Genomic DNA, 24,042 nt, shown 5'->3' with positions numbered 1-24,042 from the left:
TACATAGACTTTCCACGGGTCGATACATGAAAATGACGGCTATTTACAAACCACGGAAGCGAGGCGATGGCAGAAAGCAGCTACCCCGACGAGCTGGCCGCGTGGATCGAGAAACGAGCGGCCAAGAAGCGCCGACAGGACGCGGCCGCAGTCGCGTTCCTGGCGGTGCGTGGGGATGTGAAGGCCGCGATGGACTCGGGCTATGCGGTGACGACGATCTACGAGCACATGCGCGAAACCGGCCGGGTGAAGTGCAGCTACGAGACGTTCCGCAAGCACGTCCAGCGGTTCATCAAGGCGGCCCCAGCAGCACCCGCGCCGGTGCCCCCCACGGCGGCCGACCAGGCCAAGGGGGGAAAGCCGGCGCAACAGGAAGGGGGGTCGAAGGCGAAGAAGCCGAAGGCACCCGAGCCGAAGAAACCCGAGCCGGCAGGGATCGCCGGCTTCAACTTCAACCCGAAACCGAATAAAGAGGATTTACTGTAATGGCGAAAATTCACATGGTCTTGCAGGGCAAGGGCGGCGTCGGCAAGTCGATGATCGCGGCCACCATTGCGCAGTACAAGGCGAGCAAAGGGCAGACGCCGCTTTGCATCGACACCGATCCGGTCAACAGCACCTTCGAGGGGTACAAGGCCCTGAACGTGCAGCGTCTGAACATCATGGACGGCGACGAGATCAACACCCGGAACTTCGATGCCCTGGTGGAGCAAATCGCCTCGACCAAGGGCGACGTCATCATCGACAACGGGGCCAGCTCGTTTGTGCCGCTGTCCAGCTACTTGATCGGGAACCAGGTGCCGGCGCTGCTCCAGGACATGGGGCACGAACTTGTGGTGCATACGGTCGTCACCGGCGGGCAAGCCTTCCTCGACACCCTGAACGGCTTTAGCACGCTCGCCAGGCAGTTCCCGGCCGAATGCGTGTTCGTGGTCTGGCTGAACCCGTACTGGGGGCCTATCGAGCACGAAGGCAAGGGCTTCGAGAAGATGAAGGCGTACACCGACAACAAGGCGCGCGTGTCGGCCATCATCCAGATTCCGGCGCTCAAGGAAGAAACCTACGGCCGCGACTTCTCGGAAATGCTCCAGGATCGCCGGACGTTCGATGAGGCCCTGGCCGATTCGGCGCTCACGATCATGACGCGGCAGCGGCTCAAGATCGTGAAGTCGCAGCTCTTCCAGCAGCTCGACAACGCGGCGGTGCTCTGATGGCGAGCGACGACAAGATCGAAGAGCTGATACGGGAAATCGCGGTCAAGCACGGCATCGCCGTGGGCCGCGATGACCCGATCTTGATTCTCCAGACGATCAACACCCGCTTGATGCAGGACAGCCAGGCCGCGCAGCAAGAAATCCTGGATCGCTTCAAGGAAGAGCTGGAAGCCATCGCACACCGCTGGGGAGATGACGCCAAGGGGAAGGCCGAAAGGACGCTCAACGCGGCCCTGACGGCCTCCAAAGAGGCAATGGCGAAGGGGATGCAGGACGGCGGCAAGGCGGCGGCCGAGGCCGTGCGCCGCGAGTTGGAAGCGGCAGCCGTCCAGTTCGCGGCCCCGGTGCGCGAGGCGCGGCGGGTCGCGTACATGAACATCGTCGCCGCCGGCATGGCCGTTTTCGCGGCGGCCTTGGCGCTGTGGGCATCGCTGTAAATGGCGATGCGGGATCTCATCGTCAGAAATGGCGATGGTCGACCGCGCCGGCGGCATCGCCGGAACTGGCGAGGCTGGCCAGCCCCTTGCATCGTCGGGAATGACGATGCTGCAGGATGCCCGCCGTCGGCGGGCCTGCATCGTCGGAAACGGCGAGGCTCGAGAAAGAAGCCCGGCAGTTGCCGGGCTTTCGCTTTAGACGGGCCGGGTGAGGCCCAAGCTCTGCGACCGGCCTGGTCGCTGCTCCAGGGCCTGCGCCTGCTTGCGCTCCTGTTCCTCGCGGCGTTGCAGCGCCTGGTGCCGGCGTGCCGCCTCGCGCATGGCATCCCAATCGGATGCCAGCTCGGGGTTCTCGGCGCGCATCTTCCGGGTCGCCAGCTCTTCGACTTTCGGCGAGTGCAGGCCCATCCCTTCCTTGATCTCGCGGACGGCCTCCAGGCGAACGTGCAGGGACTGCAAGCGCGCCTGCTGCTGCATCTGCTGGTTCTGCCAGGCGCGTTTCGCGCCCGGCCGGGACAGTAGGCCCGGCTGGTTGGCCTGGGTCTGCTGCAAGCGCGCTTGCTGCCGGTCGATCAGGTTTTCAAGGCGATCCTCGATGCGCTCCACCTGGTCGTGCTTGGCCTGAACGTACAGGGCAAGGGCTTCCTGGTAGGTCTGGTCGAGCGGCGCGGCCTCTAAGGCCGCCTGCTGCTCGGCCTCGGTGGCCTCGGCAGCAGCCAGCAGGCCGTCGCCGGTGGCGTCGGTTCTGCTGGTCGTGCTGGTCGTGAAGCCGGCGGATGCCGGCTGAATGCGGCGGGCGTCTGCCCGGCCGGCGGTGGGTGTGAGTCGTCTCAAGGCGTGGCCCTCCTTTTAGCCGCTAAAAGCTATCGGGATCGGCCTCGCGTGAGTTTCGGGGCCTCGGCGGCAACTACTGCTTTGCCTTGTGCGCTGTAGCTGATGCTCTTCGCACTCCCGATTTCAGGTACTTTATCGAAATCTGACCGGGCGTGCATGACAAAGTTCTTGCCGATCTGCTGGAACACCTGATTGTTGTCGGCATGAACGATCACGCCATCATGAGTCTGCTTCTTGTCGGCCTGCTGGGCCATGTATAGGTTGTAGATGCCAGGCTTTAACGCGCCCGCCTTATCAACCTTCTGATTGGCCCAAGCCCCTTCTTGCTCGGTCTGAACGATCCGCTGTCCGTTCATGACCAAGAGGCGTTGTTTCATAGGGCGCTCCTATCGTTAGTGTTTCGCAAAATGTTGGAATCCCTCCTTTGGCCTTCTAGGTGTTCCGTCTCCGGCAATAAAAAAGCCGACCTCGGCACGCGAGGCCGACTCGTCCTTGGGGCCGGGGAGATACGACTAAAGCTACATTTTATTGAAAATCTGCATAGCCGTCAGGCGTTTCTCGTGCTATCGCCCTTGCCCTTGCCCTTCCCGGCGGCCATGACGGTCTCCAGGGCCTCCAGGCGACCCCGCAGAGTAGCCGCTTCCTCGCGGGCTTGGCTGACCTCCTTGCGCGCCGCATCGCGCTCGGCCTGAGTAGCCGTCAGTCGCTCGGCCTGGCGGTGCGCCTCGGCCGCGATCTGCTTGCGCTGCTCCTGGTGCGCCTGGTCGGCGGCGTCGGCCTTGGCCTGCACCTTCGCCAGCTCGCCGCGCACCTGGTCAAGCTGACCGGCCAGCGCCTGGGCGGCCTTCTGCTGCTCGGTCGCTGCCTGGTTCGCACGCTCCAGGTCGGCCCGCAGCTCGCCGGCGCGGCGCTCGACCTCGGTTGCCTTGCTGTTCGCGGCCGCCAGCTCGGCCCGCAGGGCCTCCACCTGGTCGGCGCTGGCCGCCGCTTTCTCCTGGGCCTTGTCGCGCTCGCTGCGCACCTGGCGCGCCTCCTGGTGGGCGTGATCCAGCTCCGTGCGCAGCTCGCCGGCGCGGGCCTCGGCCGTGGCCGCTTTCTCGCCGGCCGCTGCCAGCTTCTCGCGTAGCGCCTCGGCCTCGGCCTTGGCGGTGGCTTCTGCGGCCTCCAGCGCCGCGATACGACCCTTGGCCTCGTCCAGCTCGACGGTGAGCTGGTCGGCCAGCTCTGCGGCCTCCTGGCGCGCGGCCTCGGTTTCCTGGCGGACAGCTTCCAGCGCCTCGCGCTCGGCGGCCAGCCGGTTGTTCGCCATGTCCAGGGCCACGGCCCACAAGTCGCCGCCCAGCTCGGCCAGCTTCTCGGTGATCGAAGCCGGGGCCGGCTCGCGGATCGGGGCCGCCTGGCTGGCCTTGCGCGCCCGCCATTCGTTCATCGCCTCGGAAATGGTCGTGAAGCTCCCGCCGCCGAGCTGCTTGCGCACGCTCGCCAGGGTGGGGTTCTGGCCGGCGGCGTCCAGGTCGTCGGCGACCGCAAATATCTGCTCTTTCGTGATTGCCATGATTGGGCCTCCTTTTGGCCGGTGTTGTATGTTGTAGCGTGTAGCATACTACAACATACAACAAGGCGCAAGGGTTTAGCTGAACTTTTTTAGCGGCTAAAACGCGGCCGGCCCCGGCGCTGGGCACGCAGGCAAAAAAAGCCCCGCTCGATGGCGGGGCGCAGGGGTGTGGGGGGTCGGCGGGGTCTCGTGCAGGGGCGTCTAGCCCTCCAGCAGCGCGACAAGCTGCACGGTGCCAAGGTCGGCCTCGAACTCCTGGCCGTCATCCTCGTACTTGAGCCAGGCCCAGCCCTCGGCCGGCGGCCGGCGGTTGAGGATCAGGCGGGCAGGGCGGTCATCGTGCTTGACCTGGATGATCGCCTTCTTGAGCTTGTCCGGGTCGGGTTCCTTCGGCTCCTTCTTCTTGGCGTCATCATCCGGGCCTTGCCCGTCGCCGTCGCCCTCGGCCTCGCCGTCCGTCTTGCCGGTGAAGGCATCGACGGTGTTGGGGTCGCGCTCGCCGTCCTGGCTGCGCTTGTCCTCCAGGTACTCGCGCAGCATCTTGACCGATCCGCGCGTCAGCTCCTGGCTGTCGTCCTCCAGCCATACGCGCACTTCCTCGGGGTTCTTCTTGTACGCCGTGGCAAGCTCGTTGATAACGGTCACGTCCTTGCTGCGGCCAGCGTTGAACGCCCTGGCAATCGGCTCCGGCAAGTCCAGCAGCGTGACGTGCTGCGTGACGAATGCCGGCGACTTGCCGATCTCCTTGGCGATCTCCGACTTCTTCTTGCCCTTCGCCAGCTCGCGGCCGATGAAGTCCGCGATCTCGCGGGCCGTCAGCTCGTTGCGTTGCAGGTTCTCGATTACCTGGTCGGCCTCGTTGTAGTCGTTGTCGATGAAGGCCGGGATGCTGGTCTTTTCGGCCCACTTCGAGCCACGGTAGCGCCGTGCGCCGTGGTTGATGAGGTAGCGGCCCGGCGCGTCCGGGTTCTCGCGCACGCTGATGGGCGACTTCACGCCTCGGGCCTTGATCGTCTCGCCGATCTCGGCGATGGACTCCGGCGAGAAGCCGGGATTGTCGGCCGTGCGCGGCTGGTGTGGATCTTCGTCAATCAGGTCAAGCAGCAGCTCCTGGGGGCCGCCGCCAGGGGCCGCATTCGCGGCCTGTGGCTCGTCCAGCAGGCTCGACAGGTCGCCGAGGCCATCCAGGCCCAGCCCGCCGCCCTTGGGCTTCTCTGCGGCCGCTTGCGGGGCCTTCTTCGTGGCGTTGGTCTTTACGGCGCTGGTCATTGCGCGATCTCCATCTTCGTGTACACGTAATCCGCCAGGGCGCGCACTTCCTGCGTGGCCTTGCGCGCGGCGGTTTTCTTGATCTTCCACACCGGCATCTGCTCGCCCAGCGCCTCCGCGATGCTGTCTCGCGCGCCGACACTGAACGGCAAGATCAGTTGCGGGTATGCCTGCTGCAAGGTCGCCAGGTTGCTGACGTGGCGCGGCTTCCGCGCGTCCACCTTGTTGGGCACCATGCCGAGGAAGCGCAGCTTCGGGTTCTGCTTGCGCAGGTTGCCGATGACGGCAACCATCTTCTTCATGCCCTGCAAGCTATACGCCTCCATTTCGACCGGCGAAAGCATGTAGTCGGCGGCCAGCACGGCCGCCGTCATGGCAACGCCAAGGGAAGGGGCCGTGTCGATCAGGCACACGTCGAAGAACTCGCCCAGCGCCTCGATGCTGGCCCGCAGCGCGCCGGCGGCCTGGGCCAAGTCCATCTTGTCCAGGTTCGCCAGGCTGGCGTCGGCCGCGATCAGCGCCAGGCCGTCATCTTCCCGGCCAGCGAACCAGGCGCGCAGCTCGTCGCCGCCGGCGGTGAACATGCGACTGGCGGGATAGCCCGAGTCGTGGCCGGCCAGCGTCCAGCTCGCATTGCCCTGGGTGTCCAGGTCGATCACTGCAACCCGAAGGCCGCGCTCCTGGAAGTCGAATGCCAGGTGGCAGGTTGCGAACGTCTTGCCTTGGCCGCCTTTCTGAATTGCCGTGACCAGTGTTTTCATGAGTTGGGTTCCTGTTTCCTCTTTCCCTTGGCGTCGGCTTCCCAACGCTTGACGATGAACGCTTGATGCTCCGGCAGTACCGCCGTCACCCGCTCGAATCCCTCGGGGAGCACTCCCCCCGCTGCTGCCCACACGCGGCTGACCGCTTGCGACACCGCCCCCTTGGACAGCCCCAGCGAGGCCACAAACTCGGCCTGGGGCCTTCCCTCGACCAGCACGCCGCGCGCTATGTCGATGGTCTGCTGCCCGATCTCCAGGCCCTTGATCGCCGCCTGAAATTGGGCTTCGGTTAGCCGTTTCTTCATGGAGAACACCCATATAAACTCCACACCCGGTTGTTGAACAAAAGGCGGTGCCAGCCGCCGACCATGTGCAGAAGTTTAGCTAAACTTGCCACCCGCGTCAAGCCTTTTAGCGGCTAAAAATGGGCGCATGATCTCCTTCCTTGGCGTTCAACCTGGCCGCGTCAGCGGCACTCAAGAAGAACGTCATCAGCGGGCCGACCGTGCGGCTCGAACCGCTGGCAAAGCACACGTCGAACTGTCCGCCGGACGTGTGCGGATCGACGCCTTCCACCAGCCGCCACGGGTCAAGACCCCATTCCTCGGATTGCGCGCTGTACCAGTAGGCCGGCGCATCGCCGTTCAAGTCGCTGGCCGCGTAGTCGTGCACCAGGACGGCCACCCGGCCGGTGTTCGGCTCCACGAACCCCGGCGGGTACGGCATGGTCTGCTTCTTCATGGTCAAAGCCCCTTCGGCTTGTAGATCGAAACGAAGTAGGTGATCGCGGTCAGTGCCGCGAAGTACGCCAGGAAAGACCAGCCGGCAGACACGCCGGGCGTGTTCCAGTGGTAGAGCATCCGCACGAACTGGAAGAAGGTGATGATCGACAGCACCCACTTGAGCACCGGCCAGACCAGGACGGTCGCCACCCATACGAACTTGACCAGACCGGCCAGCAGGCCAGCACCTGGGGCCTTCGCGGGGGCAGCAGGCGCGGCGGCAGGCTCCACCGGCGCGGGCGCGGCGGGCTGCTCGATCTCCTTGGGGAACTTGATGATGTTGGACATAGCTTGACCCTCCACGCGCTTACGTGTTGAATGCTGGGTGCTCCCACTCGGAAGCATGGTTACGGTGTGCCAGCACCAGGCCAAGCGCCCCGGATCACTCCGGGGCGTTCCTCCACCTGGGGCCGCCCTCGATCTTGCCTCGGCTCACGCAATACTCCTTCTTGGCGTCCTCGATAGGCCCGGCCGTTGCCGACCGGGCCATGTGCCCTTACCAGCCGGCCCGGCGCTTGGCCTGCTCGACGGCTTCCATCGACCAATGGCCCTTGGCCTGGCCCTCCAGGGAGCACCCGGCGAAGTACGCCTTGCCGCGCAGTTCCTCGGCTTTGCGCACCAGCTCGGCCGCCTCGGCCATCATGGCCGCGATCTCGTCACGGCGGGCCGGGAAGTCGGTCGCTGCCGCACCCTCCAGCTCATCAATCCAGGGCATGATCTTGTTGTCGCTCATCGGACTTCCTCCGGTATCGACCTGGGCGGTATGCCCGGCCTTCAAGTGCTATATTAGGGCAAAATGCCCTAGCCTGTCAAGCAATTTAGCTAAACTTTTTTCGCTTTACCGGAATCCGAAGGCTAAACTTTAGCCGCTAAAACCTTTCCCTTGGCGTCAATCCTCTTTCCAGATCAACCCAAGCCCGGCCATTTCGCATAGCAGCGCCCAATTGGCGTAAGAAATGGCGCTATCTTCCGAAAGCCACCGGCGCACGGTTCGGCCCCCTTTCTCGCCCAGCCCTAGCGCCTGTGCGGCCCTCGCACCCGTAAAGCCGGCCAGGCGCAGCACCTCGCGGACTTCCTCCCCGGTCGGCTGCGCCCAGCGTTCGGCCGGCTTCAAGCACTCCAGCCGGATATTGGCGTCGTTCGTCATTTGTTCGTTCTCCTGGTCAAGTGATAAGCCGCAACTGGTCGAAGCCGTAGATCGACTGGATGCAGCTCGGGTCTGAATCGACCACGCGCCGGCCGGCGCGATTGGTCTTGTACGTGATCGGCCTGTCGTCGTGCGCCCACACCTGGCGGGTGTCGGGATGCACCTTCACGATGATGATGCGCTTGCCGATGTAGCGGTTGAAAACCGGGTGATGGACGCTCACGATCTCGCACCGCTGGCCGGCCTTGAACTCCACCAGGTCGGCAGGGCCTCCATCGTCATTCCTGGCGATGCTGCAGCTCTCCGCGCCGCTGCTCGGCATCGTCGCTTCCGGCGATACAGGCCCGCCCTCGGCCGGCGCGGCATCGTCGGCTTTGACGGTGCTGCAGGTCATCGTCGGTTCTGGCGATGCGGGATCTCGCTCTGTGCCTGCGCCCTTTCCCTTGGCGTTCAACCCGGCGGCCCTGGCCGCCTTGATCTTGGTCGCCGCCTCGGCCGCCCAGCGCCTGGCGATGAAGGCCCGATGCGAGGGCAACACCACATCGACCAGGACGAACCCCGGCGGCACCAGGACGGTAGCCGGCTCGCGCCGCGCCGGCGGCTCCAGGCCGGCCAGCCAGGCGGGCAGGGGAGCATCGGCCAGGCGGTCGCGGTAGCTGGCCTCGACCATCACCGGGCGCTTCTTCTCGGCCCGCTGCGCGGCCAGGATGCCGCGCGCAACCTCGTCCACCGTCATGCAGCCCCGCGCCGTGTCGAAGTGCGAGCGGTAGCCCGTTTCGGAGATAAACGGCCTGTCCAGGTCGATGACGTGGAACTGAAAGTGGGCACCCAGCGGCCCGCCGTAGCCGGCCTCGTACTCCACCAGGGCGCGCATGTCGCCATCCGCGACCAGGAACTGGCCGCGCTGGCCCCACAAGGGCACGTCGCCAGGCACCGCCGCGCAATGGCGCTCGATGACCTGGCCGGGCGCGTCGTGGTCGGCCATGCTGCCCACGTGCGTTCCGCCGTTCATCTTCCAGATGACGGCCTCGTATCGGTCGCTGGCCGCCGTGGCGGCCGCACCGTCGCCGCGCATGATCGCCGCGTCGATCTCCACCACGGCCGCCACGGCGGCGGCCAGCAGCTCGTTGCGGTCGGTGGGTAGCTCGGCCAGCAGCTCGGCCGCCGGCGCGTTCCAGTCCTGGCCCGGCTGGGCCGGCGTCTTGCGTTTCTTCGCCATCGGCCGGCCCCTCAAATGTCAACACGCCGCCACGCGATCACGTCGCGGGCTTCGTAGCCGTGGCGCTTGCAGTCGTCGCAGAATCCCGAGCTGAACCCCTTGTAGTCCGTGCCGATCCACGCGGCCGGCTTGCCGCATTCGTGGCCGTAGGTGCCCGGCTCGGCGTTGTGGCACTTGCCATCCGTCGCGTAGCTGTTCGTCGGGGCCTGGTGAGCGTTGTTCCTGGTCATGATCGCCTCCTGGAAGCCCCGGCCGAAGCCGGGGCCGCCCCTCATCAGTCAATAGCCCGGCGGATTGCGCCGCTTTCGGGGTGAGTCGTGGCGAACTCGACCAGCTTGTAATACTGCTCGATCAGGTGGTCTTGGGCCTCGCCCTTGGCCTCGTGCGTGAGTTGGTTCAGCGCGAAAAGGCTGGCGACGATGCCGGCGGCGTCGGCGGACAGGTTGCCCTCGAAGCCGTTACCATCGACCAGCACCGCCAGGCGCGAGTCGCCCATTTCCGGGGCCATGTAGTGGCCGCCGTTGGAAAGGCTGTAGTAGTGCCAGAAGCCGCCGCTGTAGTCCTTGGACAGTCGGCGCATCCAGCCGTACACCAGCGACTCGCCGCGCATGAAGTAGCGGCCGAACGTCGCCGGCAGGTAGTTCATGCGCTTGGCATCGGGGATCAGGGTAGCCGTGATGGCCTCGGGGACGGGTTGCATGCTCATCGGACTTTCTCCGGTATCGACCTGGGCGAAATGCCCGGCCTTCAAGAGCTATATTAGGGCAAAATGCCCTAATCGTCAAGCACTTTAGCTAAACTTTTTAGCCGCTAAACCTTGTCCTTTCCCTTGGCGTGCATTACAATGTAATTCACGAAACCAACCGGAGAACGATCATGGCTGCAAACCAGCTCGTGCAAACGCGCATCGACGGCGCGATCAAGGAAGAAGCGGCGGCCGTCCTGGCCGCGATGGGCCTTACCGTGTCCGACGCGGTGCGGCTGCTGCTCACGAAGGTGGCCCAGGACAAGGCGCTGCCCTTCGAGCCGCTGATTCCGAACGCCACCACCATCGAGGCGATGAAGGAAGCCCGCAAGGGCAAGCTGCCGCGCTTCGCCACCGTCAACGATCTGATGGCCGATCTGCATGCGGCAGATTGAGCGCACCGGCCAGTTCAAGCGCGACTACAAGCGCGAGGCGAAAGGGCAGCACCGGGCAACGCTCGATGCCGACCTGGTGCCCGTCCTGGTCGCCCTCGCCGGCGACCAGCCGCTGGAACCTCGGCACCGCGACCACGCGCTGACCGGGGACTGGAAGGATCACCGGGATTGCCACGTCAAGCCCGACCTGGTGCTGATCTACCAGAAGCCCGACGCCGACACGTTGCGCCTGGTGCGCCTCGGCTCTCACTCCGAACTCGGCTTGTGATCGGCGCGGGCCTGGCCCCGCGTCTCACGTTTCTTTGACACTTGAGGGGCGTTCCCGCTCCACCGGCCAGCCCGACCGACCCCCTTCCTTGGCGTAAAACCTGCGGCGGTGGAGTTGCCGCGGTGCTTGAGGGTCACGCAGGCAGTCGAACTGGCGCGGCCTAGTTGGGGAGTGTGAGGGGGCTTTGCCCCCTCGCAAGCTCTCGAACTTACTGCCTTTCGCCAGGCGCTTGCGCCTGGCTCTCCTAAGCCGCAGCGCCGAAGGCGCTCCATTCGTGGGGTGAGGCCGCTTGCGGCCGAGGGGCGCAGCCCCTGGGGGGATGGGAGGCCGCTTGCGGCCGGGTGGGATCGAGAAGGGGGGGCACCCCCCTTCGGCGGCCGGTCATGCTGCGCGCCCGCTTGGGCCGTATTGCCGTTTTTTTCGCCAGCCTCTGGTTATTCCTATCGGTTTATATAAAAAGGTTATAAAAGCGGTTAAAACTCCGGTTAGCATCACCGAAAAACGCGCGTAAACCGTTGTCACGCCAAGGAAAAGGGCGAAGGGGCCGCCCCTCAAGTGTCAATGGATAAGCCCCCCATGTGTCAATAGGCTGCCCCTCAAGTGTCAAGAAAAGCGCCCCTCAAGTGTCAATAGGGCCGCCCCTCAAGTGTCAATACCGGGGCAGGGTTCCTAACAGGCTTATCCACAACTTCGGTGGATAAGTCGCGCCGGATCAAGCACTTGGGCCGCCTCGGCGGCCACCTGGACGGCTCGGCCAGGTCGAAATCGACCGCCGCCCCCCAAGTGTCAGCATCGCGCCGGCCGTGCTGCCCCTCAAGTGTCAACGTCAGGGCTGCGCCGGCCGGAGCCGGCCGACTTGTCTCGGAACTGTCCACAACGGCCGCGCCGGTGGGGCAGGGCAGGGAAGGCCCCGGAAACGGGGTCTCCTCGTTTTCAGTGCAATAAGTGACGGTACGAAAAGCTAGCACTGGCGCGGAGGTGGTGTTGGTAGATCGTTGATTTCATTGACTTTCCTGTTCACTTTCAAATCTGCGATTCGTGGCGTCAAACCGTGGTCGGTTTCATCCATTGGTGCCAGTTATCGATGCATTTGGCCGCGAAGGCAGGATTTGGTCAGCATAGCGGTCAACCGGGAAGCGAAACACACCCCGCAAGTTGATGCTCTCCAGCCTGGTGGGCGCAATCTTCCCGATCAGTTCCGGTGGAATGACCTGGCGGCGGTTCGACCAGCGATCCAGGACCGCCTGCATCTGTGAGGTATTCCACGCCATCACGATGTTGGCCATCAGGCTCAACGCATCGGCCACAGCCTGCATTTCATCGACACGTTTGGCCTGCGCCGGGCTGATCCGGCCGGTATAAATGGCGCGCTTGAGGGCGTTAACAGCCTCGCCCCGATTGAGCACCCGGCGCAACTCGTTCCTGAAAGCGTCCTTGACAAAGTAGTCAGCCAAAAACGCCGTACGCAGCAACCGCCCCAATTGCACGCCAGCCTCATAGATTGGATCGCCCTGGGCGGCAGAACCGAACCGCGCAAGAGCTGCCACCGCACTGGCATGTCCGCTCATGACCGAGGCTGCCAGGTGCACCAGACTATCCCAATGCTTTTCGATCAAAGCGACGTCGACATTGGCTTCGCACACCGCAGCGATTTCTGCGGGCACTTTGGTGCCGCGTGGCACAAAGAGGTGGCGCTGTTTGAGTTCCTTCAACCGCGGGCAAAGATCAAAACCAAGCAAACGGGCATGTGACATGGCAAAGTCGGTGTAGCCATGGGTATCCACAGCAAGCTGGCTGGTCTCCAGCTTTTCTTGGCGGATGACACCTTCAATGGCCACGCCCGCCTGGCGCTCATTGAGCACAAAGGGCTGCGCATGGAAGATGCCCCACCGGTCTTTTACATGGGAGTAGATTCCAATGGAAGGTGTGTTGCGCCGAGGATCAAGCCGGGCTTGCCACACCCGTTTGGTGGTCTCCATGGTCATCATGTCAGAAGATGCCAAATCGGACCGCCCCCAGGTGGCGGCAATCGGGTGTCGCTGCATGAATTCCAGCACAGCCTGGCAGGCCTGGCTCAGACGCCGTTCGTCCCGCGCCCAGCGCATGGCCTGGCGAATGCTGGTGGCAGACAATTGCGGAATCATGCGCGCGCATTCGACCGCAGTCAGACTGGTGCCGTGGGCCATGATGCCGGCATAGACCATCAGCAGCTCGTCGGTAGAGCGCGGCTCACGTCCGAGCATGATCCAGCTAAAGCGCACCTGGGCGTCAACGGCCAGAATCACTTCCGGCAATTGAACCTCACCGATGCGGTGATCCAAAGCCGCGCGCAGCTTGGTCACTTCTGGGTCTTCGTCCTCTGCGGGCAATGGCGACAAATGGAGTTCATCATCCACGCGCAGTACGCCACTGCGGGCTGCAGCGGCCACCGCATCGACACCGGCAGTTACTCTGGCCAGCAAAGGCTTCAAGAAAGTGGCAGCCTTGCTGGGTAACGATAGACGGGCATAGTGTTTCTTGGACTCTGCCTGCCAACGCTCGTCCGTGAAGAACAAGCGCGCACGACCCCGAAAGCTCAGGCTGTGCTCAATCCAGACCGAGCCATTGCGCACCGCGCGGCGCAGGGCAAACAGGGTGGCCACCTCCAACGCCTGAAACGCCCGTTCCCGGTCTGGGCTGGAGATCGAAACCTGCCAGATCATTCCCAGACTTGGTGCCACCACTTCAACTGGCAGCTTTCTGGATCCTTTGAGATATAAAGCTTGCAGCTTGGCAAGGTACTCGATGGCAGGATGCTCGCCGGTGGCCTGCCAGGGCAGCTTTGCAATGGCGACGAGCAACGACCGCACGGGGCGAATTCCATCAATCAATCCCTCGCGGACCAGGGAGGCCCTGCTCGGTGGTTTGCGTTTCTGGGTTTCGGTGATCAAGGCTTCAAGACGGGCACGCAACTCAGCATCTGGCACCGCACCTTGCGCGCTCAAGGCAACAAGTTCGCCGAGCAGCGTTTTGTACATTGCGGCCCAATTGACGGTAGCGGGGACATCGGCGGCAGCCTGACGCCACAGATCGGCGATCCGGCGCTGCACCATAAGGATCAACTGGTCTGTGGTGGTGAACAGGCAATACCGAAGAAAGCATGCGACCTCCACGGTGCGCGCTGGCTCTTTGATCTTGGCTCCGGCTGAGGGCGGCCTGGAGACAAGTCGGCGCGCGTAGCGGCGCAAGATGAGATCGGGGATGTCTGCCAGGTGCTTATGAACGTCCAGCGTGTAAAGCAGGTCGATGCGCTCCAGTACCTCGCTGATTTGGCGGGTTGAGTGTTTCGCCGGTGCAGCCCATAGCCAACTCTGCTGGGTTTGTCCATCTGGGCGCAGCTCTGAAACTGAGGCTCGCCAGCGATCAAGTGTTGCTGGATCAACGCTGGCGGCGATGGCGGTGCCTGTTTCAACTTCAAGCTGGGCAAGTGCCGCCGCAATCAGTGTCCGAATTGCCCGCTCGTGCACGATCACCAGCTTGTTCTTGTACAGCCATTGACGCGCCCGCACGAGTACTGGAATTACCCGAAAGGCACCGAGCAAACGCCCACTCATGCGCAGGAAACCAATATGGAGCGCCAGACCAAGCTTGTGGGAATCACCTCGGCGTGCATTGATTGCGTCGCGCTCGGCACCATCGAAGGTGAAAAATGCCTTCATCTCGAAGTCGCTGATATCGCGGGGGAGCCCACGCATCCCCAAAAACGTTGTGTGCCAACCCTGCATCGTGAACCTCAAAAGTGGGAGGCCACCATACCCGTTTACAAAGCGAACAGGAAAGTCAATGAAATCAACGGTCTACCCAGACCACCCCCGCGCCAGTGCTAGCTTTGCGTACCGTCACTTATTGCACTGAAAACGAGGAGACCCCGATCCTGAAGATTGCTTGCGCCTTGAACTTGGAGGAGTCGACGAGGACATTGACGGACTGGGCCGCGTCCACGAAGGCTCGATTCATCGCTGACTCCTCGGGCGTCAGCATGCCGATGCCCCCGGTCGCGGAGATCCCGTGGACGCCCAGGAAGGCCGCTCTGACCGTGATGTCCTCGAATGCACCTGTTTCGAGGCGGCCCACACTCGTCATCTTCTGAAAGTCCACGGTGCCCTGCAGGAGATGGACAGTGGCGTTTCTGCTCTTGGCCAGCTCCATGGCGACGGTCAGTCCGTTGGTGACGACATGAAGGTGGTGATGACCTCGCAGAGCTTCCGCGAGGTGCCTGCACGTGGTACCGCCGTTGATGAGGATGCAGTCGCCGTCCGACACTGATTGCGCGGCCAGCTCCGCGATGGCTCGTTTCTCGCGGTAGTTTTCCCTCTCGCGCTCCGCGTAGCTAACACTCTCGTACCGCGCCCAACCCTCTGCATACACCTCATTGCCGGGAATCGCGCCCCCTCGCGTGCGGGCCAGCACGCCACGCTCCTGCAATTCGATGAGGTCACGGCGGACAGTGATCGGCGATGTCTGAAAACGCTCCGCCAGCACGCTGACTTCGACGACGCCGCCCCCTTGCAAAAGGGCGACGATTTCTTTCTGGCGAGCTGCTTTGAGCATCTGTTTTCTTGCATTTCAGGACGGTTGACGCGCCACGCGCGCACGGGATCGATGCGGAAACTGTACCGCCCGTATTTGTCATGAGTTTGACTCATCATGTTCGTAGCATTCAGGACATGAACACTAACACCATGAATCTCCGCGTGCTCACCCTGAACATCTGGATGGACCCGCGTGATCGCGCCGAACGCGACGCACTCCTGCTCCAGGGCCTCGAGGAGCACGACGCCGACATCGTCTTCCTGCAGGAGGTCCTGCGCACCCCGGAGCGTGACGCCTACCAGATCGTTAAGGACAGCTCCCCCCTGCACTGGCACCACGCCTCGGACTACCGCGAGATCGGTTGGCTCCCCTGGGGCACCGCCGTCGGCACACGGTGGGAGCCGAAGAGCGTCGACATCCACACGCTCCCGGCAGCGAACGGACCGCACGTCTGGGAGATGGTGCTCCCGCTCCCCATCGGCGTCGACATGCTCTTCCTCGGCGTACGTCCGAGCTGGAAGTTCACCGATGAGGCAGCCCGCGTCGAGCAGGCGCTATTCGTGACAGAGCTCGAAGAGCGCCGCCGCCAGGTCGCGCCGACCATCCTCGCCGGCGACTTCGACGCGGCGCCCGACCAGGACTGCATCCGCTTCTACACAGGGAAGTCCGCGGTCAACGGCCGCAGTGCCGCGTTCCGCGACACCTTCGCCATCGCGGGCGACGGCACTCCCGGCTACACCTGGACCACGGACAACCCGTGGGTCGCACGCACCATCGTCGACGGCCAGGGCATCGTCCCGAACTACTTTGTGCAGGAACCGCACCACCGCCGTATCGACTACATCTTCGCCGGGGCGACCGAGAATCACGGACTCGTGGAGAGTGTGATCACGAACAGCAAGGTGGTGTTCGCGGAGTACCCCACCGCGAGCGACCACTACGGCGTCCTCAGCGACATCAGCCTCAAAGCACTGTCAGAGCCGACCGCCGTCTTACCCTGAGGCCCCACGCATCCCGCATGACAGAAGCGGCGCAACCTTCGGGTTGCGCCGCTTCTGTCATGCGGGGAATCCGTTGGCCCGCACCGCGATTACACCCCGTGGATCTGCTTCGCCTTGGCCGACAACTCCGAACCACGTCGCGTCCGACCGGGGTCTTCCGCCGCGAGCGCCGAGCACAGAGCATCCAGCACCGCGAGATGGATGAACCGGCTCATCGTCGCTTCGAGCTGGAACCGCGTCTCTCCGGAGCCTGCCACGAGAGAGATCATCGCCTCGCCCACTAGCTGGGGCAGCGATTGCAATTGCGCCGCGCAGCGGCCCAGCCAGTGGCTGCCCGCCAGCCAGCCCAGGGTGCCGGGAGCGGGAGCGAAGTACACCGCGTAACGGTGTGCGGTGGTGGCTTCAGTGTTCATCGTGCGCAATGGTCAGTTTGACGCGGTCGCCCGCAAACCAGGCGCGGGCCCACTCGATAGGGATGCCTGTGGGGTCCACGTTCAGGCTTTCCACCAGCAGCACGGGGCGGCTGGCGGGCTGGCGCAGATCGGCCGCTACCTGGGCATCTGGCAGATCGGTGGTGATGCGGCTCTCGCGGCGGGTGTAGTCGGCCACGCCATGGGCGGTAAAGCCTGCCGTGATGGAGCCGGTCTCCTGCACGATGGCGGCCAGGCCTGCAAAGCGCGGCAGCGGGAAATAGCGCTGACTGACGTGCAGCGGCTGGCCCTCGGCCTCGCCCAGCACGCGCAACGCCAGCACCTCGCTGCGCACGGGCACCTGCAAGGCCTTGGCCACCGCTGCCGAGGCCGGCAATGCCTGCTCGTGCAGCACCACCAGGCTGCCACGCAGGCCGGACTGCGCCAGGCTCTGTTTGTGCCGCGTGCGCTTGCCCAGCACCAGGTCCACCGCAAAGTCTTCGACATAGGTGCCGCTGCCTTGTGTGATGCGCACCAGGCCCTGGTTGCACAGGCTGGCCAACGAGCGGCGGATGGTGTGGCGGTTCACGCCGAACTGCTCGGCCAGCGCGTGCTCGGACGGCAGGCGCTGGCCCGGGGCATAGATGCCGCTGCCGATGGCCTCGGCCAGTTCGGCGGCAATGCGCGTCCAGAAGCTGTCGCGGGCGGGGCGTTGCGGTGCGGTGGATGCAATCGAGGAGGGAGTACTGGCTGTCATGAAATCTACACGAGCGCTCTTTAAGCTGACGCGGCGGATAAACGCTATTCGTTAGGCATCAAGACCAAGTACCGCACTTCCAATCGTCAAAGCAAACAACACAAGGAAACCTATGAACACCATGAATCTCCGCGTGCTCACCCTGAACATCTGGCTGGACCCGCGTGATCGCGCCGAACGCGACGCACTCCTGCTCCAGGGCCTCGAGGAGCACGACGCCGACATCGTCTTCCTGGGGGAGGTCCTGCGCACCCCGGAGCGTGACGCCTACCAGATCGTTAAGGACAGCTCCCCCCTGCACTGGCACCACGCCTCGGACTACCGCGAGATCGGTTGGCTCCCCTGGGGCACCGCCGTCGGCACACGGTGGGAGCCGAAGAGCGTCGACATCCACACGCTCCCGGCAGCGAACGGACCGCACGTCTGGGAGATGGTGCTCCCGCTCCCCATCGGCGTCGACATGCTCTTCCTCGGCGTACGTCCGAGCTGGAAGTTCACCGATGAGGCAGCCCGCGTCGAGCAGGCGCTATTCGTGACAGAGCTCGAAGAGCGCCGCCGCCAGGTCGCGCCGACCATCCTCGCCGGCGACTTCGACGCGGCGCCCGACCAGGACTGCATCCGCTTCTACACAGGGAAGTCCGCGGTCAACGGCCGCAGTGCCGCGTTCCGCGACACCTTCGCCATCGCGGGCGACGGCACTCCCGGCTACACCTGGACCACGGACAACCCGTGGGTCGCACGCACCATCGTCGACGGCCAGGGCATCGTCCCGAACTACTTTGTGCAGGAACCGCACCACCGCCGTATCGACTACATCTTCGCCGGGGCGACCGAGAATCACGGACTCGTGGAGAGTGTGATCACGAACAGCAAGGTGGTGTTCGCGGAGTACCCCACCGCGAGCGACCACTACGGCGTCCTCAGCGACATCAGCCTCAAAGCACTGTCAGAGCCGACCGCCGTCTTACCCTGAGGCCCCACGCATCCCGCATGACAGAAGCGGCGCAACCTTCGGGTTGCGCCGCTTCTGTCATGCGGGGAATCCGTTGGCCCGCACCGCGATTACACCCCGTGGATCTACGGATAGGCGTTTTAACCGCATGAGGCCAAGTATCGCACCGCGGAAGCGCCATCAAGCCGGCTGAGACACTCGATTTTCCCGCCCAGGTGTCAGGTTCACCACCAGGGTTTGGCGTTCAGGAGAGTGATTTGCGGCGCTCGGCGTGTACCGGGCGCAGAGCCAGTTCGCGGCAAGTCAAAATCGCCGCTTTGTTCATTCACCAACTGATGCGCTGATCGACCTCAAAGTCCGGTGCCGGTTGCGCCGCTAGGTCCCAGTCTGCTGGCTCGGTTTGCGCCCCGTCATCCATCTGCGCATCACTACAGTCATCCCACAGCGGTGGCCCGCGCGCCGGGGAGATGCGGGGTGGCTCTGAATCTGCCCCGATGTGGTCCAGGATGTGCCGGATGTCAGCGCTGTGCGTAATGAACGCGATGATGCGCATATGCCCGCCACACAGCGGACACAAGAGGGGGAACACCTCGTAGATGCGGGCGATCAGCACCGCCCACAGGTAGTGCGCTGCACGCTTGGGCAGCACCGGCTCGCTCTGGGATGGCAGCGCGCTGCTCATCGGTACCACACCAGGCGCGCACTCCCCCGTGCTGATCGACGCGCCCAGCACGGGAGCGGCTTGCGCCGGTGTCGCCAGCGCCGTCACCGCAGCCCTGAGCGGCGAGTTGGGTGCCAACACGCCAAAGTAGCGGTGCCGGTGGGTGCGTGGCGGTGGCACCAGCGCGGCGATGCGGTCGATCAGCTCCAGCGGTGTGAGGTGCAGCTCATCAACCTTGGCACCGCGCTTGTCGCTGGTGGGTTCGCTGCGCTGCTTGCCGCAGCGGTACACCAGTTTGCTTCCCTCTTTGCGTAGGCGCTCCATGGAAAACGGTGGACGCGCGCAATAGCGCAGCAGCCGCTCCAGCGCAGCGCGGTCGTGGGCTTCGATGCAGACACCGGCGTCCACCGAGAAGCCGCTGTGTTTGTAGCCCAGCATGTCTTTGGCGTCACAGTTCTCCAGCAGGCCCCGAGCAACGAAGGCGCGCAGGATGCGTTTTTGCAGTGTGGTCTGCACTGGGGCCACGGTAGCCGCATCGATGCCGGTGGCCGCGTGAAAGATGACACCCGGCGATGAGATTCGAGGGGTCGCATCAGCATCGCCCTCGCCCTCCACTTCCTCAAACACCCCGTCCACCACACAAACGTGGAAGTGGACGTGTTCATTGAGGCTGGAGCCGAATCGGTGAATGAAGGCGATGGCACCGATGTGCAGGCCTGCCTTGTCCATATGGGCCGCACCGGGGCTGTGGGTCTGCAGAGTTTGTGCGATCACCCGCAGAAAGATGCGCAGCACCATGCTCAGCACCGCTCCGTCGCGTTGCATGAAGTACCGCAACCTCTTGGGCACGGAGAGCACCCACTGGCGCACCGGCAGGCGGGGGAAGACGTGGTCGCTCAGGTGTGCCGCCGTCTCCACCATCCGCCGCGTGGTGCACGAGGGGCAGACTCCCCGGCCTTTGCAGGAGAAGGCTACAAAGTAGTCGTGCCCACAGTCGCCGCAGCGAGCGCGGGCAAAGCCATGGGCAAAGATGCCGCACTCAAGATACTTGGCAAACGCTTTGCGCACGAAGGGCTTGGGGGTGTGGTGGTCGCCCTGGCCGTCGAACTGACCCGCGCTGGCCAACTCTAGCCAGGTCTCGTAGTGCTCGGCTACCATTTGGTAGAGCAGCGTGCGTTCGGGGTGGCGTGGGTTGTAGAGCTTGGGCTTGGAAGTGGCTGACATGAAAACTGTACAAATGCACAGTATTCTGCGGCGATTGTTTGGGTACGCAAAGCACAAGGCCCGAACCGTCGCCAGTTCGGGCCTTGTCAGGGTAGCTTGGCTGCGGACTTACTTGCGCGCAGGCGGCACATCCGTGCAGCTGCCATGCGCCACTTCCGCCGCCATGCCGATGCTCTCGCCCAGCGTCGGATGCGGGTGGATGGTCTTGCCGATGTCGACAGCGTCCGCACCCATCTCGATGGCCAGGGCGATCTCGCCGATCATGTCGCCCGCATGCGTGCCGACCATGCCGCCGCCCAGGATCTTGCCGTGGCCCCGGCCAGCATGGCCGTCTCCTGATCCTGCTTCGGGGCTGTCGTCGAACAGCAGCTTGGTGACGCCTTCGTCGCGGCCGTTGGCAATGGCGCGGCCCGAGGCCGCCCAGGGGAACAGGCCCTTCTTGACCTTGATGCCCTGCTGCTTGGCCTGGTCTTCGGTCAGGCCCACCCAGGCCACTTCGGGGTCGGTGTAGGCCACGCTGGGGATCACGCGGGCGTTGAAGGCGGCGCTGGCCAGTTCCTTGTTGCCCTGCAATTCGCCGGCGATCACTTCCGCCGCCACATGCGCCTCGTGCACCGCCTTGTGCGCCAGCATGGGCTGGCCCACGATGTCGCCGATGGCGAAGATGTGCGGCACATTGGTGCGCATCTGGATGTCCACGTTGGGGTCTCCTCGTTTTCAGTGCAATAAGTGACGGTACGAAAAGCTAGCACTGGCGCGGAGGTGGTGTTGGTAGATCGTTGATTTCATTGACTTTCCTGTTCACTTTCAAATCTGCGATTCGTGGCGTCAAACCGTGGTCGGTTTCATCCATTGGTGCCAGTTATCGATGCATTTGGCCGCGAAGGCAGGATTTGGTCAGCATAGCGGTCAACCGGGAAGCGAAACACACCCCGCAAGTTGATGCTCTCCAGCCTGGTGGGCGCAATCTTCCCGATCAGTTCCGGTGGAATGACCTGGCGGCGGTTCGACCAGCGATCCAGGACCGCCTGCATCTGTGAGGTATTCCACGCCATCACGATGTTGGCCATCAGGCTCAACGCATCGGCCACAGCCTGCATTTCATCGACACGTTTGGCCTGCGCCGGGCTGATCCGGCCGGTATAAATGGCGCGCTTGAGGGCGTTAACAGCCTCGCCCCGATTGAGCACCCGGCGCAACTCGTTCCTGAAAGCGTCCTTGACAAAGTAGTCAGCCAAAAACGCCGTACGCAGCAACCGCCCCAATTGCACGCCAGCCTCATAGATTGGATCGCCCTGGGCGGCAGAACCGAACCGCGCAAGAGCTGCCACCGCACTGGCATGTCCGCTCATGACCGAGGCTGCCAGGTGCACCAGACTATCCCAATGCTTTTCGATCAAAGCGACGTCGACATTGGCTTCGCACACCGCAGCGATTTCTGCGGGCACTTTGGTGCCGCGTGGCACAAAGAGGTGGCGCTGTTTGAGTTCCTTCAACCGCGGGCAAAGATCAAAACCAAGCAAACGGGCATGTGACATGGCAAAGTCGGTGTAGCCATGGGTATCCACAGCAAGCTGGCTGGTCTCCAGCTTTTCTTGGCGGATGACACCTTCAATGGCCACGCCCGCCTGGCGCTCATTGAGCACAAAGGGCTGCGCATGGAAGATGCCCCACCGGTCTTTTACATGGGAGTAGATTCCAATGGAAGGTGTGTTGCGCCGAGGATCAAGCCGGGCTTGCCACACCCGTTTGGTGGTCTCCATGGTCATCATGTCAGAAGATGCCAAATCGGACCGCCCCCAGGTGGCGGCAATCGGGTGTCGCTGCATGAATTCCAGCACAGCCTGGCAGGCCTGGCTCAGACGCCGTTCGTCCCGCGCCCAGCGCATGGCCTGGCGAATGCTGGTGGCAGACAATTGCGGAATCATGCGCGCGCATTCGACCGCAGTCAGACTGGTGCCGTGGGCCATGATGCCGGCATAGACCATCAGCAGCTCGTCGGTAGAGCGCGGCTCACGTCCGAGCATGATCCAGCTAAAGCGCACCTGGGCGTCAACGGCCAGAATCACTTCCGGCAATTGAACCTCACCGATGCGGTGATCCAAAGCCGCGCGCAGCTTGGTCACTTCTGGGTCTTCGTCCTCTGCGGGCAATGGCGACAAATGGAGTTCATCATCCACGCGCAGTACGCCACTGCGGGCTGCAGCGGCCACCGCATCGACACCGGCAGTTACTCTGGCCAGCAAAGGCTTCAAGAAAGTGGCAGCCTTGCTGGGTAACGATAGACGGGCATAGTGTTTCTTGGACTCTGCCTGCCAACGCTCGTCCGTGAAGAACAAGCGCGCACGACCCCGAAAGCTCAGGCTGTGCTCAATCCAGACCGAGCCATTGCGCACCGCGCGGCGCAGGGCAAACAGGGTGGCCACCTCCAACGCCTGAAACGCCCGTTCCCGGTCTGGGCTGGAGATCGAAACCTGCCAGATCATTCCCAGACTTGGTGCCACCACTTCAACTGGCAGCTTTCTGGATCCTTTGAGATATAAAGCTTGCAGCTTGGCAAGGTACTCGATGGCAGGATGCTCGCCGGTGGCCTGCCAGGGCAGCTTTGCAATGGCGACGAGCAACGACCGCACGGGGCGAATTCCATCAATCAATCCCTCGCGGACCAGGGAGGCCCTGCTCGGTGGTTTGCGTTTCTGGGTTTCGGTGATCAAGGCTTCAAGACGGGCACGCAACTCAGCATCTGGCACCGCACCTTGCGCGCTCAAGGCAACAAGTTCGCCGAGCAGCGTTTTGTACATTGCGGCCCAATTGACGGTAGCGGGGACATCGGCGGCAGCCTGACGCCACAGATCGGCGATCCGGCGCTGCACCATAAGGATCAACTGGTCTGTGGTGGTGAACAGGCAATACCGAAGAAAGCATGCGACCTCCACGGTGCGCGCTGGCTCTTTGATCTTGGCTCCGGCTGAGGGCGGCCTGGAGACAAGTCGGCGCGCGTAGCGGCGCAAGATGAGATCGGGGATGTCTGCCAGGTGCTTATGAACGTCCAGCGTGTAAAGCAGGTCGATGCGCTCCAGTACCTCGCTGATTTGGCGGGTTGAGTGTTTCGCCGGTGCAGCCCATAGCCAACTCTGCTGGGTTTGTCCATCTGGGCGCAGCTCTGAAACTGAGGCTCGCCAGCGATCAAGTGTTGCTGGATCAACGCTGGCGGCGATGGCGGTGCCTGTTTCAACTTCAAGCTGGGCAAGTGCCGCCGCAATCAGTGTCCGAATTGCCCGCTCGTGCACGATCACCAGCTTGTTCTTGTACAGCCATTGACGCGCCCGCACGAGTAGCTGATCGCGGTCGGCGCAGCGCGCCACTTCGTCGCGCAGTTCACGTACCAGTGAGCGGCGCTGGTGCTCGCTCATCCACTGGAATCCAAGGACCGTGCAGGCTACTTGTTGGTGATCGAATAGCGTGCGCCCGCGTTCATACATGGCTCTCAGCGAGGCGACTTCTGGTGCTGCAATGCCAAGCTCGTTGCCAAGGTGGCGCCACAAGGCTACTGGAATTACCCGAAAGGCACCGAGCAAACGCCCACTCATGCGCAGGAAACCAATATGGAGCGCCAGACCAAGCTTGTGGGAATCACCTCGGCGTGCATTGATTGCGTCGCGCTCGGCACCATCGAAGGTGAAAAATGCCTTCATCTCGAAGTCGCTGATATCGCGGGGGAGCCCACGCATCCCCAAAAACGTTGTGTGCCAACCCTGCATCGTGAACCTCAAAAGTGGGAGGCCACCATACCCGTTTACAAAGCGAACAGGAAAGTCAATGAAATCAACGGTCTACCC

26 protein-coding genes and 1 pseudogene are annotated in these 24,042 nt (G+C 63.5%); 7 read left to right on the top strand and 20 right to left on the bottom strand.

The window, feature by feature from the left end:
* Window positions 1-66: 66 nt before the first annotated feature.
* From AC23D4_RS23055 to AC23D4_RS23045, 3 genes are read left to right on the top strand one after another with little or no spacing between them, the layout of a single operon-like run.
* Window positions 67-486: a TraK family protein gene (locus AC23D4_RS23055; RefSeq protein WP_011798729.1), complete on the top strand. Its 420-nt coding sequence runs from the start codon at window positions 67-69 to the stop codon at window positions 484-486.
* On the top strand, window positions 486-1,211 hold the full coding sequence (locus AC23D4_RS23050; protein WP_011304098.1) for a nucleotide-binding protein: 726 nt from the start codon (window positions 486-488) through the stop codon (window positions 1,209-1,211). Before AC23D4_RS23055 ends, AC23D4_RS23050 begins: the two co-directional genes overlap by 1 nt.
* Window positions 1,211-1,651, top strand: a complete 441-nt coding sequence (locus AC23D4_RS23045; RefSeq protein ID WP_011304099.1) for a conjugal transfer protein TraM — start codon at window positions 1,211-1,213, stop codon at window positions 1,649-1,651. Before AC23D4_RS23050 ends, AC23D4_RS23045 begins: the two co-directional genes overlap by 1 nt.
* Before the next feature lie 195 nt (window positions 1,652-1,846).
* Here AC23D4_RS23045 and AC23D4_RS23040 read toward each other — a convergent pair whose 3' ends face one another.
* The 13 genes from AC23D4_RS23040 to AC23D4_RS22980 form a co-directional block, all read right to left on the bottom strand.
* Window positions 1,847-2,485 (bottom strand): IncP plasmid survival protein KfrC family protein, encoded by a 639-nt coding sequence (locus AC23D4_RS23040; RefSeq protein WP_011798728.1) that lies wholly within the window; start codon window positions 2,483-2,485, stop codon window positions 1,847-1,849.
* 29 nt (window positions 2,486-2,514) lie between these two features.
* Window positions 2,515-2,862 carry an IncP plasmid survival protein KfrB gene (gene kfrB, locus AC23D4_RS23035; RefSeq protein ID WP_011798727.1) on the bottom strand — a complete coding sequence of 116 codons (348 nt, stop codon included), beginning with the start codon at window positions 2,860-2,862 and terminating at the stop codon, window positions 2,515-2,517.
* 170 nt (window positions 2,863-3,032) lie between these two features.
* A complete protein-coding gene (locus AC23D4_RS23030) occupies window positions 3,033-4,040 on the bottom strand; it encodes a DNA-binding protein (RefSeq protein ID WP_011798726.1) in 1,008 nt (335 codons plus the stop codon).
* Window positions 4,041-4,241: 201 nt separating this feature from the next.
* Window positions 4,242-5,309: a transcriptional repressor gene korB gene (locus tag AC23D4_RS23025; protein ID WP_088138644.1), complete on the bottom strand. Its 1,068-nt coding sequence runs from the start codon at window positions 5,307-5,309 to the stop codon at window positions 4,242-4,244.
* On the bottom strand, window positions 5,306-6,070 hold the full coding sequence (locus AC23D4_RS23020; protein WP_041836471.1) for a ParA family protein: 765 nt from the start codon (window positions 6,068-6,070) through the stop codon (window positions 5,306-5,308). The genes AC23D4_RS23025 and AC23D4_RS23020 overlap by 4 nt, the downstream gene beginning before the upstream one ends.
* Window positions 6,067-6,375, bottom strand: coding sequence for a transcriptional regulator KorA (locus tag AC23D4_RS23015; protein WP_041836477.1), 309 nt, complete (start codon window positions 6,373-6,375; stop codon window positions 6,067-6,069). The genes AC23D4_RS23020 and AC23D4_RS23015 overlap by 4 nt, the downstream gene beginning before the upstream one ends.
* A gap of 106 nt (window positions 6,376-6,481) precedes the next feature.
* Entirely contained in the window at window positions 6,482-6,811 is a 330-nt protein-coding gene (locus tag AC23D4_RS23010; protein ID WP_011798723.1) for a DUF2761 domain-containing protein, read from the bottom strand.
* Between the two features lie 2 nt (window positions 6,812-6,813).
* Window positions 6,814-7,140, bottom strand: coding sequence for a KleE stable inheritance protein (kleE, locus tag AC23D4_RS23005; RefSeq protein ID WP_011798722.1), 327 nt, complete (start codon window positions 7,138-7,140; stop codon window positions 6,814-6,816).
* Between the two features lie 208 nt (window positions 7,141-7,348).
* Window positions 7,349-7,585 (bottom strand): stable inheritance protein KleA, encoded by a 237-nt coding sequence (gene kleA / locus AC23D4_RS23000; RefSeq protein WP_011255200.1) that lies wholly within the window; start codon window positions 7,583-7,585, stop codon window positions 7,349-7,351.
* Between the two features lie 156 nt (window positions 7,586-7,741).
* Entirely contained in the window at window positions 7,742-7,999 is a 258-nt protein-coding gene (locus tag AC23D4_RS22995; RefSeq protein ID WP_011798721.1) for a helix-turn-helix domain-containing protein, read from the bottom strand.
* Between the two features lie 16 nt (window positions 8,000-8,015).
* Window positions 8,016-9,218, bottom strand: coding sequence for a hypothetical protein (locus AC23D4_RS22990; protein ID WP_011798720.1), 1,203 nt, complete (start codon window positions 9,216-9,218; stop codon window positions 8,016-8,018).
* 11 nt (window positions 9,219-9,229) lie between these two features.
* The gene (locus tag AC23D4_RS22985) at window positions 9,230-9,448 is read right to left on the bottom strand and encodes a hypothetical protein (RefSeq protein ID WP_011798719.1); all 219 of its coding nucleotides are present in this window, start codon (window positions 9,446-9,448) and stop codon (window positions 9,230-9,232) included.
* A 44-nt stretch (window positions 9,449-9,492) separates the two neighbouring features.
* On the bottom strand, window positions 9,493-9,924 hold the full coding sequence (locus AC23D4_RS22980; RefSeq protein WP_011304111.1) for an antirestriction protein: 432 nt from the start codon (window positions 9,922-9,924) through the stop codon (window positions 9,493-9,495).
* A gap of 170 nt (window positions 9,925-10,094) precedes the next feature.
* Between AC23D4_RS22980 and AC23D4_RS22975 the strand changes: the two genes are divergently transcribed.
* Both AC23D4_RS22975 and AC23D4_RS22970 read left to right on the top strand, forming a co-directional pair.
* Entirely contained in the window at window positions 10,095-10,358 is a 264-nt protein-coding gene (locus AC23D4_RS22975) for a type II toxin-antitoxin system RelB/DinJ family antitoxin (protein ID WP_011114070.1), read from the top strand.
* The gene (locus tag AC23D4_RS22970) at window positions 10,345-10,626 is read left to right on the top strand and encodes a type II toxin-antitoxin system YafQ family toxin (protein ID WP_011798718.1); all 282 of its coding nucleotides are present in this window, start codon (window positions 10,345-10,347) and stop codon (window positions 10,624-10,626) included. Before AC23D4_RS22975 ends, AC23D4_RS22970 begins: the two co-directional genes overlap by 14 nt.
* A gap of 1,061 nt (window positions 10,627-11,687) precedes the next feature.
* Here AC23D4_RS22970 and AC23D4_RS22965 read toward each other — a convergent pair.
* Together AC23D4_RS22965 and AC23D4_RS22960 are read right to left on the bottom strand one after the other, a co-directional pair.
* Entirely contained in the window at window positions 11,688-14,390 is a 2,703-nt protein-coding gene (locus AC23D4_RS22965; RefSeq protein WP_008344252.1) for a Tn3 family transposase, read from the bottom strand.
* 118 nt (window positions 14,391-14,508) lie between these two features.
* Entirely contained in the window at window positions 14,509-15,216 is a 708-nt protein-coding gene (locus AC23D4_RS22960) for a DeoR/GlpR family DNA-binding transcription regulator (RefSeq protein WP_274923534.1), read from the bottom strand.
* Window positions 15,217-15,332: 116 nt separating this feature from the next.
* On the opposite strand from AC23D4_RS22960, the gene AC23D4_RS22955 reads away from it, so the two are divergent.
* Window positions 15,333-16,199, top strand: a complete 867-nt coding sequence (locus tag AC23D4_RS22955) for an endonuclease/exonuclease/phosphatase family protein (protein ID WP_472890560.1) — start codon at window positions 15,333-15,335, stop codon at window positions 16,197-16,199.
* 89 nt (window positions 16,200-16,288) lie between these two features.
* Here the strand turns inward: AC23D4_RS22955 and AC23D4_RS22950 are convergent, their stop codons facing one another.
* Both AC23D4_RS22950 and phnF read right to left on the bottom strand, forming a co-directional pair.
* Complete coding sequence (locus AC23D4_RS22950; RefSeq protein ID WP_472890559.1) at window positions 16,289-16,612, bottom strand: hypothetical protein; 324 nt, start codon at window positions 16,610-16,612, stop codon at window positions 16,289-16,291.
* Entirely contained in the window at window positions 16,602-17,366 is a 765-nt protein-coding gene (gene phnF, locus AC23D4_RS22945; protein ID WP_472890558.1) for a phosphonate metabolism transcriptional regulator PhnF, read from the bottom strand. The genes AC23D4_RS22950 and phnF overlap by 11 nt, the downstream gene beginning before the upstream one ends.
* 121 nt (window positions 17,367-17,487) lie before the next feature.
* Here phnF and AC23D4_RS22940 point away from each other — a divergent pair, with 121 nt between their 5' ends.
* Window positions 17,488-18,339, top strand: a complete 852-nt coding sequence (locus tag AC23D4_RS22940) for an endonuclease/exonuclease/phosphatase family protein (RefSeq protein ID WP_487623750.1) — start codon at window positions 17,488-17,490, stop codon at window positions 18,337-18,339.
* Between the two features lie 304 nt (window positions 18,340-18,643).
* On the opposite strand, the gene AC23D4_RS22935 is transcribed toward AC23D4_RS22940, so the two are convergent.
* The 3 genes and pseudogenes from AC23D4_RS22935 to AC23D4_RS22925 all read right to left on the bottom strand — a co-directional run bounded on the left by AC23D4_RS22935 (window position 18,644) and on the right by AC23D4_RS22925 (window position 23,964).
* The gene (locus AC23D4_RS22935; RefSeq protein WP_472890556.1) at window positions 18,644-20,203 is read right to left on the bottom strand and encodes a transposase; all 1,560 of its coding nucleotides are present in this window, start codon (window positions 20,201-20,203) and stop codon (window positions 18,644-18,646) included.
* A 108-nt stretch (window positions 20,204-20,311) separates the two neighbouring features.
* Window positions 20,312-20,917, bottom strand: a pseudogene (locus tag AC23D4_RS22930) (FAD-dependent oxidoreductase); the annotation flags it as partial.
* Between the two features lie 131 nt (window positions 20,918-21,048).
* Window positions 21,049-23,964: a Tn3-like element IS1071 family transposase gene (locus AC23D4_RS22925; RefSeq protein WP_003158660.1), complete on the bottom strand. Its 2,916-nt coding sequence runs from the start codon at window positions 23,962-23,964 to the stop codon at window positions 21,049-21,051.
* Window positions 23,965-24,042 lie beyond the last annotated feature (78 nt).

It is taken from the genome of Hydrogenophaga sp. L76 (genome assembly GCF_057654755.1).
Note: the sequence above shows the minus strand (reverse complement) of the source record. Positions and strands in the feature narration are given on the sequence as shown.